The 11028-nt window shown below is 70.9% G+C and carries 12 protein-coding genes; 3 read left to right on the top strand and 9 right to left on the bottom strand.

Annotated elements, in window-relative coordinates:
• Positions 1 to 129 precede the first annotated feature (129 nt).
• On the top strand, positions 130 to 1461 hold the full coding sequence (locus tag ACFU7Y_RS10195; RefSeq protein ID WP_224280609.1) for an MFS transporter: 1332 nt from the start codon (positions 130 to 132) through the stop codon (positions 1459 to 1461).
• Positions 1462 to 1524: 63 nt separating this feature from the next.
• Here ACFU7Y_RS10195 and ACFU7Y_RS10200 read toward each other — a convergent pair whose 3' ends face one another.
• The 9 genes from ACFU7Y_RS10200 to ACFU7Y_RS10240 form a co-directional block, all read right to left on the bottom strand.
• A complete protein-coding gene (locus ACFU7Y_RS10200) occupies positions 1525 to 2184 on the bottom strand; it encodes a Uma2 family endonuclease (protein ID WP_380767304.1) in 660 nt (219 codons plus the stop codon).
• A gap of 125 nt (positions 2185 to 2309) precedes the next feature.
• Positions 2310 to 2699 carry a metal-sulfur cluster assembly factor gene (locus ACFU7Y_RS10205; RefSeq protein ID WP_380767306.1) on the bottom strand — a complete coding sequence of 130 codons (390 nt, stop codon included), beginning with the start codon at positions 2697 to 2699 and terminating at the stop codon, positions 2310 to 2312.
• A 22-nt stretch (positions 2700 to 2721) separates the two neighbouring features.
• On the bottom strand, positions 2722 to 3174 hold the full coding sequence (sufU, locus tag ACFU7Y_RS10210) for a Fe-S cluster assembly sulfur transfer protein SufU (RefSeq protein ID WP_224280612.1): 453 nt from the start codon (positions 3172 to 3174) through the stop codon (positions 2722 to 2724).
• A gap of 20 nt (positions 3175 to 3194) precedes the next feature.
• Positions 3195 to 4454: a cysteine desulfurase gene (locus tag ACFU7Y_RS10215; protein WP_224280613.1), complete on the bottom strand. Its 1260-nt coding sequence runs from the start codon at positions 4452 to 4454 to the stop codon at positions 3195 to 3197.
• Positions 4451 to 5215: a Fe-S cluster assembly ATPase SufC gene (sufC, locus tag ACFU7Y_RS10220; RefSeq protein WP_224280614.1), complete on the bottom strand. Its 765-nt coding sequence runs from the start codon at positions 5213 to 5215 to the stop codon at positions 4451 to 4453. The genes ACFU7Y_RS10215 and sufC overlap by 4 nt, the downstream gene beginning before the upstream one ends.
• A gap of 6 nt (positions 5216 to 5221) precedes the next feature.
• On the bottom strand, positions 5222 to 5539 hold the full coding sequence (locus tag ACFU7Y_RS10225) for a bifunctional 3-phenylpropionate/cinnamic acid dioxygenase ferredoxin subunit (protein WP_224280615.1): 318 nt from the start codon (positions 5537 to 5539) through the stop codon (positions 5222 to 5224).
• Positions 5540 to 5544: 5 nt separating this feature from the next.
• Positions 5545 to 6777, bottom strand: a complete 1233-nt coding sequence (gene sufD / locus ACFU7Y_RS10230) for a Fe-S cluster assembly protein SufD (protein ID WP_224280616.1) — start codon at positions 6775 to 6777, stop codon at positions 5545 to 5547.
• Between the two features lie 55 nt (positions 6778 to 6832).
• Positions 6833 to 8248, bottom strand: a complete 1416-nt coding sequence (gene sufB / locus ACFU7Y_RS10235; RefSeq protein WP_224280617.1) for a Fe-S cluster assembly protein SufB — start codon at positions 8246 to 8248, stop codon at positions 6833 to 6835.
• Between the two features lie 9 nt (positions 8249 to 8257).
• Positions 8258 to 9109, bottom strand: coding sequence for a helix-turn-helix transcriptional regulator (locus ACFU7Y_RS10240; RefSeq protein WP_380767310.1), 852 nt, complete (start codon positions 9107 to 9109; stop codon positions 8258 to 8260).
• A 168-nt stretch (positions 9110 to 9277) separates the two neighbouring features.
• Between ACFU7Y_RS10240 and ACFU7Y_RS10245 the strand changes: the two genes are divergently transcribed.
• Together ACFU7Y_RS10245 and ACFU7Y_RS10250 are read left to right on the top strand one after the other, a co-directional pair.
• Positions 9278 to 10204 carry an ABC transporter ATP-binding protein gene (locus tag ACFU7Y_RS10245; protein WP_380767312.1) on the top strand — a complete coding sequence of 309 codons (927 nt, stop codon included), beginning with the start codon at positions 9278 to 9280 and terminating at the stop codon, positions 10202 to 10204.
• An 83-nt stretch (positions 10205 to 10287) separates the two neighbouring features.
• A complete protein-coding gene (locus ACFU7Y_RS10250) occupies positions 10288 to 11007 on the top strand; it encodes an ABC transporter permease (protein WP_224280622.1) in 720 nt (239 codons plus the stop codon).
• Positions 11008 to 11028: the final 21 nt, after the last annotated feature.

The following is an 11028-nucleotide window of genomic DNA, read 5'->3' on the forward strand; positions in this document are numbered from 1 at the left end:
CCCTCTTCTTCAGCTCACCTCGCCCCACCAGGGAGCCCGTAACCGCGGCCACCACCACAGCGCCTCCGGACGGGCGCGCCGGCACACCCCGCCGACCCCGGTGGTGCCCGGCCACAGGAGACCCCTGCCATGGCGGACCTCTCCCCCGCCGGCTCCGGCCTGCGCACCGCGCAGCTCGACGGACGCCGACTGTCGGAGGCCCTGCTTCCCCTGGAGCTCGCGCCCCGCGCCCAGCTCCAGCTCGCCGCGATCAGCCGCTGGAACGCGCTGCGCGGCGTCCGCGTCGGCCTGGTGGCCGCCGCCCTGCTGCTGATGCTGATCGGCGCCAACCTCGCGACGCCGATCTACTCGCTCCTCCAGCAGCGGCTGCACCTCACCGCGCTCGACACCACCGTCCTCTTCGCGATCTACGTGTTCGCGCTGGTCCCGGTGCTGGCCGTGGTCGGCCACTGGTCCGACCACCTCGGCCGACGCGCCCTGATCCTGCCCGCCGTCGCGCTGTCCACCGTCGGCGACGTCGTGTTCGCCACCTCCGGCAGCTTCTGGCAGCTCGCCGCCGGCCGGGCCGTCCAGGGCATCGCCGTCGGTCTGTCCACCGGCGCCGCCGGAGCCGCCCTCGGCGACCTGCTGCCTGACCACCCGGCCCTGGCTCCCAAGATCACCCTCGCCTGTTCCGCGGGTGGCGTCGCACTCGGCCCGGTGGTCGGCGCCCTGCTGGCCGGCGGCTCGGATCCGCTGCTGACGCCCTTCCTGCTGCACGCCATCGCCCTGCTCGCACTCTGCCTGCCGCTCGCCCTGGTGCACCCCCGGATGCCCGGCCGCAACCGCCCGCCGGCCTCGCCGCCCCGCATCACCACCCCGGCCCACCTGCGCCCGCAGCGCCTGCGGCTGCCGCGCACCGGCCGCCGCGAGTTCCTGCTCGCCGCCACGGCCGGGTTCATCTCCTACGCGGTGTTCGGTGTCTACCTCAGCCTGGCCCCGGCCTTCGCCGCCAAGCTGCTGCACACCGACTCCAAGCTGGTCGGCGCGATCGTGGCCGCCCTCCTGCTCGGCTCCTCGGCCGCCACCCAGCTGATCGTCCCGCCGACCTCGGACCGCGTGGTGACCGCCCTCGGCATGACCGGCCTGGCCACGGGCCTCGGCCTGGTCGTCGCCGCCGGGTACACCGGCACCCCGGCGTTGCTCTTCATCGGCAGCGTCCTCGGCGGCATCTGCCAGGGCGTGGCCTTCCGCTCCCTGTTCACCACCGCCGTCGCCGCCATGGACCCGGAACGCCGGGGCTCTGAACTGAGCGCCCTCTGGATCATCGTCTACCTCGGCAGCTCCGCCCCCATCATCGCCCTCGGCGCCCTCGCCCAGCGCTACGGCCTCCTCCCCTCCGTCAGCGGCTTCGCCGCCCTCGCCGCCCTCGCCTGCGCCGCCCTCGCCCTCACCGTCGCCCGCAAGCCCCGACAGGCCTGACCACGCACGAACACCGCTGCCCGGGACTCCTTCGGAAGTCCCGGGCAGCGGCGTCGTACCGATCTATGCGCTCCAGGGCTTCCACGCGTCGGTGCCGATCTCGACGTCGAACGGCTTCGGCAGTCGGACGGACTCTCCGGACTTCCACTCGCCCAGCACCTCGTACGTCCCCTCCCCCCGGTTCGGCTCCCCGAACAGGGTGACGCCGGACTGCCGCGGGTCGCGGTCCACCAGCAGGTAGTACGGCACCCCGCCCCGGGCGTACCCGGTCCACTTGGTGGACCTGACCTGCCTGCCGAAGACCGGGCGGCGGTCATAGCGGGCATTGGAGGACGAGGTGACCTCGACCACGAGATCGATCTCGTGCGGGTGGAGGTGCAGCGCCTCATCGGCGCGCTTCGCGGCATCGATGTCCCGGTGCACGACCACCATGTCGGGGATGTAACCGTCGCCGATCTCGACCAGGTCCAGGTTCACGGTCTGTACGGCCCGCCACGGAAAATCGGGGTCGGTGAACCAGGCACGTTCAAAGCCCCGCCGGATGTCCGACAGGATCCCCCCGTGGGCGTGGACCGGCGCCGGTGACACGACGAACTCCCCTCCGATGACCTCGACCCGCGTGCCGTCGTCGGGCAGACGCAGATAGCCGGCCAGCTCTCCGCGGACCCACATGGCGTACGCCGAGTCGGGCAACGTCCAGTGTCCGATCGCTTCCACAGCCATCACGTCGCTCCCTCCGAGGTCGCGGCTCCAGCCTGGCCGCCCGGTCGCAGATATACCACTGCCGCACAAACCTTTCGCTCGAAGGGAGAGGTTTGCGCGGCAGCAGGTTGACGAACGGACCGTCCTCAGACGTTGAAGCCGAGGGCGCGGAGCTGCTCGCGGCCGTCATCGGTGATCTTGTCGGGGCCCCACGGCGGCATCCAGACCCAGTTGATGCGCAGGTCCTTCACCAGGCCGTCGGTGGCGGTCTTCGCCTGGTCCTCGATGACGTCGGTCAGCGGGCAGGCCGCCGAGGTGAGCGTCATGTCGATGGTGGCCACGTCGGACTCGTCGATGTGGACGCCGTAGATCAGGCCCAGGTTGACGACGTCGATGCCCAGTTCGGGGTCGACGACGTCCATCAGGGCCTCGGTCAGGTCCTCGACCGAGACCGTGCCGGCGGTGGTGCCGGCGATGCCGCCGGTCTGCTCCTCCGCGGTGGAGGCCGTGGCGTCGGTGGTGCTCTCGTCACTCATGGTCTTGTCCTCCTCTGCGGATTCAGTCGTTCGTGGCGGGGTTCTGGGCGAGCGCCTGGACGGTGGCGTCCTTCCAGGCCATCCAGCTGAGCAGGGCGCACTTGACCCGGGCCGGGTACTTGGAGACGCCGGCGAACGCGACCGCGTCCTCCAGCACCTCCTCGTCGCCCTCGCCCTGGCCCCGGCTCTGCATCAGCTCCAGGAAGGCCTCCTGGACCGCCTGCGCCTCGCCCACGGACTTGCCGACCACCAGGTCATTGAGCACCGAGGCGCTCGCCTGGCTGATCGAACAGCCCTGCGACTCGTACGAGACGTCGGCGACGGTGGCGCCGTCGAGCTTCACCCGCAGGGTGATCTCGTCGCCGCACGTCGGGTTGACGTGGTGCACCTCGGCGTCGCCGTCCCGCAGCCCCTTGCCGTGCGGGTTGCGGTAGTGGTCCAGGATGATGTCCTGGTACATCGAGTCGAGCTTCATGGTCGTCCTGCCCCGTCCCGTCAGCCGAAGAAGTTCCGGACGTGGTGCAGGCCGTCGATCAGCGCGTCGACCTCGCCCGGCGTCGAGTACAGGTAGAACGACGCCCGCGTGGTCGCCGGAATTCCGTACCGCAGGCAGACCGGCCGCGCGCAGTGGTGGCCGACGCGCACGGCGATGCCCTGCTCGTCCAGCACCTGGCCCACGTCGTGCGGGTGGATGTCACCGAGGGTGAAGGAGATCGCGGCGCCGCGGTCCACGGCCGTGCGCGGGCCGATGATCCGCAGGTCCGGGACCTCCAGCAGCCGCTCGACGGCGTACTCGGTGATCGCGTGCTCGTGCGCCGCGATCTTCTCCATGCCGATGCCCTGGAGGTAGTCGATGGCCGCGCCGAGCCCGACCGCCTGGGCGATCGGCGGGGTGCCGGCCTCGAACTTGTGCGGCGCCGGGGCGTAGGTGGACGAGCCCATGGTGACGGTCTCGATCATCTCGCCGCCGCCGAGGAACGGCGGGAGGTCCTCCAGCAGCTCGTGACGGCCCCAGAGCACACCGATGCCGGTCGGGGCCAGCATCTTGTGGCCGGTGAAGGCGACGAAGTCGGCCTCCAGCGCCTGCACGTCCAACACCATGTGCGGTGCGGCCTGCGAGGCGTCGATGACGACCAGCGCGCCGACCGACTGGGCCTTGCGGACGATCGCCTCGACCGGGTTGACCGTGCCCAGCAGGTTGGAGACCAGGGTGAAGGAGACCACCTTGGTCTTCTCGGTGATCAGCTCGTCGATGTTCGACAGGTCGAGCCGGCCCTCGTCGGTCAGCCCGAACCACTTGAGCTTCGCACCGGTGCGCTGCGACAGCAGCTGCCACGGGACGATGTTGGAGTGGTGCTCCATCTCCGTGATCACGATCTCGGAGTCGGCGTCCACCCGGTACGGCTCGTCGGCCCAACCGAGCATGTTGGCCACGAGGTTGAGCGACTCCGAGGCGTTCTTCGTGAAGATCACCTCGTTGCGGCTCGGCGCGTTGACGAACGCCGCGACCTTGTCCCGGGCGCCCTCGTACAGCGCCGTGGCCTCCTCGGCGAGCACGTGCACGCCACGGTGGACGTTGGCGTTGTGCCGCTCGTAGTAGGCGTTCAGGGCCTCCAGCACCTGGCGCGGCTTCTGCGAGGTGGCCGCGTTGTCCAGGTAGACCAGCGGCCTGTCGTCGTGCAGCAGCCGCTGGAGGACCGGGAAGTCCTTGCGGATCGCGTCGGTGTCGAGCAGTCCCGCAAACGGATGCGTCACTCGGACGCGCCCCCCTTCACATACGCCTCGTAGCCCTCGTCCTCCAGCTTGTCGGCCAGCTCGGCACCGCCGGACTCGACGATGCGGCCGCCGGCGAAGACGTGGACGTAGTCGGGCTTGATGTACCGCAGGATGCGGGTGTAGTGGGTCACCAGCAGGGTGCCGACCTCGCCGGTCGAACGGACCCGGTTGATGCCCTCGGAGACGATCCGCAGCGCGTCGACGTCCAGGCCGGAGTCGGTCTCGTCGAGGATCGCGATCTTCGGCTTGAGCAGCTCCAGCTGGAGGATCTCGTGGCGCTTCTTCTCACCGCCGGAGAAGCCCTCGTTGACGTTGCGCTCGGCGAAGGCCGGGTCCATCTGGAGGGCGGCCATCGCCTCCTTGACCTCCTTCACCCACAGCCGCAGCTTCGGGGCCTCGCCGCGGACGGCGGTGGCGGCGGTGCGCAGGAAGTTGCTGACCGAGACGCCCGGGACCTCGACCGGGTACTGCATGGCCAGGAAGACGCCGGCCTTGGCGCGCTCGTCGACGGACATCTCCAGGACGTCCTCACCGTCCAGCAGCACCGAGCCGCCGGTGACGGTGTACTTGGGGTGGCCGGCCAGCGAGTAGGCCAGGGTGGACTTGCCGGAGCCGTTCGGACCCATGATGGCGTGGGTCTCGCCCTGCTTCACGGTCAGGTCGACACCCTTCAGGATCTCGCGCGGGCCGTTCTCGGCCTCCACGGAGACGTGCAGGTCGCGGATTTCAAGGGTTGCCATGTGTACTCAGGACTCCTGGTTGACGGAGACGAGCACATCGTCCCCTTCGATCTTTACGGGGTAGACAGCGACCGGCTTGGTGGCGGGCAGGCCGGAGGGCTTGCCGGTGCGCAGGTCGAAGCTGGAGCCGTGCAGCCAGCACTCGATCATGCAGCCCTCGACCTCGCCCTCGGAGAGCGAGACGTTCGCGTGCGAGCAGGTGTCGTTGATCGCGAACACCCCCTCGTCGGTGCGGACGACGGAGACCGGCACGCCATTGAGGTCCACACGCTTCGGAACGTCCTCCTGGAGGTCGCTCAGCGCGCAGGCACGGAGGAAGGTCATCGGGCTCAGACCGCCGATTCCAGCTCGGCGTCGATCTTCTCCATGAGCTGGTCCTGGACCTCGGCCACGCCGATCTGCTGGAGCAGCTCGGCGAAGAAGCCGCGCACCACCAGGCGGCGGGCCTCGTCGGCCGGGATGCCGCGGGCCTGCAGGTAGAACAGCTGCTCGTCGTCGAAGCGGCCGGTCGCCGAGGCGTGGCCGGCGCCGACGATCTCGCCGGTCTCGATCTCCAGGTTCGGGATCGAGTCGACCCGGGCGCCGTCGGTGAGCACCAGGTTCCGGTTGAGCTCGTAGGTGTCGGTGCCGAGCGCAGCGGCACGGATCAGCACGTCGCCGACCCAGACCGCGTGGGCATCCTGGCCCTGGAGCGCGCCCTTGTACGCCACGTTCGACCGGCAGTGCGGCGTGTCGTGGTCGATCACCAGGCGGTGTTCGAGGTGCTGGCCGGCGTCGGCGAAGTAGAGGCCGAACAGCTCGGCCTCGCCGCCGGGGCCGGCGTAGTTGACCCGCGGGTGCAGGCGGACCAGGTCGCCGCCGAAGGTGACGACCACGGACTTGAACGAGGCGTCCCGGCCGACCAGCGCGTTGTGCTGGGCGACGTGGACGGCGTCGCGCTCCCAGTCCTGCACGGACACGAAGGTGAGCTTGGCGCCCTCGCCGACCAGCAGCTCGACGTTGGCGGCCCGGGTGCCGGTGCCCGCGTGGTTCAGCACCACGACGGCCTCGGCGAAGGGCTTGACGTCGATCACCACGTGGGCGAAGCGGACCCCGCCCTCGCCGCGCACGTCGATCTTGACCGGCTCGGCCAGCACCGCCTCCTTGGGGACGGTGACCACCAGGGCCTGCTCGAAGGCGCTGAACGCCTGCGCGGCGACCCGGTCGACCGGCGTGCCGGCCTTGCCCAGACGGGCGTCGTCCCGGCCGACGGTCTCGGCGGTGACGCCGTCCGGCAGGGAGAACTCGACCTTGTCCTCGCCCCGCTCGGAGGCGGCGGCGGTGCCGTCGTGCAGCCCCCCGAGGCGGTGCAGCGGGGTGAACCGCCAGTCCTCCTCGCGGCCGCTGGGCACCGGGAAGTCGTTCACGTCGAAGGACGGCTTGACCGCGACGCGCGCGTCGATCGGCTGCTGGACCGCGGTGCGGCCGGTGCCGGGGCCGGCGAGCTGCGCGCCCGCGCCGGCAGTGCCGACCTCGATCGAACCGGCGGTGGTGGAGCCGGTGGTGTTCTGGACGTCAGCCATGGCTGTCGTAGTGCTCTCTTCCTCGAAAAGTCGGTGGGCGGTCTGCGGCTGGGCGTCAGCCGACCGCGCCCTCCATCTGGAGCTCGATCAGCCGGTTGAGCTCCAGCGCGTACTCCATCGGCAGCTCGCGCGCGATCGGCTCGACGAAGCCGCGGACGATCATCGCCATCGCCTCGGTCTCGGTCAGGCCACGGCTCATCAGGTAGAACAGCTGGTCCTCGCTGACCTTGGAGACGGTCGCCTCGTGGCCCATGGACACGTCGTCCTCGCGGACGTCCACGTACGGGTAGGTGTCCGAGCGGGAGATCGTGTCGACCAGCAGCGCGTCGCACAGCACGTTGGACTTGGCGCCGTGCGAGCCCTCGCCGATCTCGATCAGGCCGCGGTAGGAGGTCCGGCCGCCGCCGCGCGCCACCGACTTGGAGACGATGTGCGAGGAGGTGTTCGGCGCCATGTGCACCATCTTGGCGCCGGCGTCCTGGTGCTGGCCCTCGCCCGCGAAGGCGATCGACAGGGTCTCGCCCTTGGCGTGCTCGCCCATCAGGTAGACGGCCGGGTACTTCATGGTGACCTTGGAGCCGATGTTGCCGTCGACCCACTCCATGGTCGCGCCCTCGTACGCCACGGCGCGCTTGGTGACCAGGTTGTAGACGTTGTTCGACCAGTTCTGGATGGTCGTGTAGCGGCAGCGGCCGCCCTTCTTGACGATGATCTCCACGACCGCCGAGTGCAGCGAGTCGGAGGAGTAGATCGGGGCGGTGCAGCCCTCGACGTAGTGGACGTAGGCGTCCTCGTCGACGATGATCAGCGTCCGCTCGAACTGGCCCATGTTCTCGGTGTTGATCCGGAAGTAGGCCTGCAGCGGGATGTCCACGTGCACGCCCTTCGGCACGTAGATGAACGAGCCGCCGGACCACACCGCGGTGTTCAGCGCGGCGAACTTGTTGTCGCCGGCCGGGATCACGGTGCCGAAGTACTCCTTGAACAGCTCCGGGTGCTCGCGCAGCGCGGTGTCGGTGTCCAGGAAGATGACGCCCTGCTCCTCCAGGTCCTCGCGGATCTGGTGGTAGACGACCTCGGACTCGTACTGCGCGGCGACGCCGGCGACCAGGCGCTGCTTCTCCGCCTCGGGGATCCCGAGCTTGTCGTACGTCGCCTTGATGTCCGCCGGCAGGTCCTCCCAGGACTCGGCCTGCTTCTCGGTGGAGCGGACGAAGTACTTGATGTTGTCGAAGTCGATACCGGTGAGGTCGGAGCCCCAGGTCGGCATGGGCTTCTTGCCGAACAGCTTCAGGCCCTTGAGACGCAGGTTGAGCATCCACTCGGACTCGTTCTTCTTCGCGGAGATGTCGCGGACGACCTCCTCGCTGAGCCCGCGCTTGGCCGCGGCACCGGCGGTGTCCGGGTCGGCCCAGCCGTACTCGTAATTGCCCAGGCCTTCGAGCTCCGGGTGCGAAACGGTGTCAGTCATGCGAGCTTCCTAACGCGCGGACGCAGAATCTTCGGTGGACGTACCGGCAGTCGGCGCTGCATCGGAGCCGCGGCCCGAAGGCAGCCGGGCGGACGACGATGCGGCACCGGATGCCGGCACATAGGTGGTGCAGACCCCGTCGCCGTGGGCGATCGTGGCCAGCCGTTGCACATGGGTGCCCAGGAGCTGGGAGAAGACCTCGGTCTCCGCCTCGCAGATCTGCGGGAACTGCTCGGCGATGTGCGCGACCGGGCAGTGGTGCTGGCAGAGCTGGGCGCCCGCGGGGGCCTTGGCCGCGGCCGACGGGACACGCCGCACCGTGGCAGCGTACCCGTCCGCGCTCAGCGCCTGGGCCAGCGCCTCGGTGCGCTCCCCGGCGGCGGCCAGGCGCAGGGCCTCCAGGTACTTCTCGGCCTGCTTGCCGAACCGGGCGCGGGCGAAGGCGGCAACCGCCTCCTCGCCCGCCTTGCCGCCGCCGACCGAGTCCGCGATCCAGCGCAGGGCGTCCGCCGCGAGCTGGTCGTACGCCTGGTAGAAGGCGTCCCGGCCGGCGTCGGTGAGGCCGAAGAGCTTGGCCGGACGGCCCCGGCCGCGGCTGCCGTAGACCCGCTGTTCACGGGACTCGACCAGGCCGGTGGCGGTCAGCCCGTCGAGGTGGCGGCGGACGGCGGCGGCGGTGAGGCCGAGCCGGCTCGCCAGGTCGGCGGCGGAGGAGGGGCCGTGGTCCAGGATCGACCGCGCGACCCGGTCCCGGGTGGCCCGGTGGCCCTCCAGCAGCACCTCGGCCGCCGTCACGGGCACGTCACAGGAGGAGGCCGACTCGACCTCCTGCTGCTGGGCGTGCTCGCGCATGTTTTTCACAACACCAGTGTTGCGTAATTACTTCCGCCGGGACAAGCCGTGATCCAGGCCTCATCGGTGTCATCTGTCACGCAGGCAAGCCTTACCTGGCCTGCGGGAGCGGCCGCCGGACCGCCGATACCCCCCGCCCGGAGGGCCGCGCGTCCGGCCGCTCTTACACTCGCCGGTATGCACTCCGAACCCGCGGTCCGGATCGCCGGGCTGGTCAAACGCTACGGCGACAAGCTAGCGGTGGACGGTCTCGACCTCACCATCCCGGCCGGCACGATCACCGCCGTCCTCGGCCCCAACGGCGCCGGCAAGACCACCACCATCGAGACCTGCGAGGGCTACCGCCGCCCCGACGCCGGCACCGTCCGCGTCCTCGGCCTCGACCCGGTCGCCCAGAGCGCCGCGCTGCGGCCGAGGATCGGCGTCATGCTGCAGTCCGGCGGCGTGTACGCGGGCGCGCGCGCCGTCGAGATGCTGCGGCACACCGCCAGGCTGCACGCCCGTCCGCTGGACGTCGACGCCCTGGTCGAGCGCCTCGGCCTCGGCTCCTGCGGCCGCACCACCTACCGGCGGCTGTCCGGTGGCCAGCAGCAGCGGCTCGCCCTGGCGATGGCGGTGGTCGGCCGTCCGGAGCTGGTCTTCCTGGACGAGCCCACCGCGGGCCTCGACCCTCAGGCCCGCCGGGCCACCTGGGAGCTGGTACGCGACCTGCGCCGGGACGGCGTCACCGTGGTCGTCACCACCCACCACATGGACGAGGCCGAGCAGCTCGCCGACCGGGTCGCCGTCGTCGACCGCGGCAGGGTGATCGCCGACGGCACCACCGAGGAGCTGTGCCGCGGCGGCGCCGAGAGCGCGCTGCGCTTCGACGGCCCGCCCGGCCTCGACCTCGGCCCGCTGCTCAAGGAGCTGCCCGAGGGTGCCACCGCCGCCGAGACCGCCCCCGGCAGCTACCTCGTCGAGGCTCCCGTCGACCCGAAGCTGGTGGCCGCCGTCACCGGCTGGTGCGCGGCCTCCGGCATCCTGCCCGAACGGCTGTCCGTCCAGCGCCGCAGCCTGGAGGACATCTTCCTCGACCTGACCGGACGGGAGCTGCGCTCGTGAGCGAACGAAGTGAGGGGACCCCGAGCGTGAGCGCCGTGTCCACCGACTACTCCCCCAGGCCCGGCGCGGCGCCCGTCGGCCGGATGCTGCTCGCCCAGACCGCGTTCGAGACCCGGATGCTGCTGCGCAACGGTGAGCAGCTGCTGCTCACCGTGGTCATCCCGACGGTGCTGCTGGTGCTGTTCTCCGCCGTGGACATCGTCGCGGTCGAGGGCCCCGGCAAGCGGGTCGACTTCCTGGCCCCCGGCCTGCTCGCACTGGCCGTGATGTCCACCGCCTTCACCGGCCAGGCCATCGCCACCGGGTTCGAGCGCCGCTACGGCGTGCTGAAGCGGCTCGGCGCCAGCCCGCTGCCGCGCTGGGCACTGCTGACCGCCAAGACCGGCTGCGTCCTGGTGACGGAGGCGCTGCAGGTCGCGCTGCTGTCGGTGATCGCACTGGCCCTCGGCTGGTCCCCGCACGGCAACCCGCTGACCGTCGCCGCGCTGCTGGTCCTCGGCACCGCCGCCTTCTCCGGGCTCGGCCTGCTGATGGCCGGCACCCTGAAGGCCGAGGCCACCCTGGCCGGCGCCAACCTGGTGTTCATCCTGCTGCTGCTCGCCGGTGGGGTGATCGTGCCGCTGAGCAGGTTCCCCTCCGCCGTGCAGTCGGTGCTGGAGCTGCTGCCGATCTCCGCGCTCTCGGACGGCCTGCGGTCGGTGCTCCAGGCCGGCGCCGGGGTGCCGTGGGCGGACCTCGGCATCCTGGCCGGCTGGTCGGTGCTCGGCCTGGCCGCGGCCGCCCGCTTCTTCCGCTGGGAGTAGCCCGCGGGAGCGACGCGCAAC

The organism is Kitasatospora sp. NPDC057542 (genome assembly GCF_042801945.1).
GTDB lineage: Bacteria > Actinomycetota > Actinomycetes > Streptomycetales > Streptomycetaceae > Kitasatospora.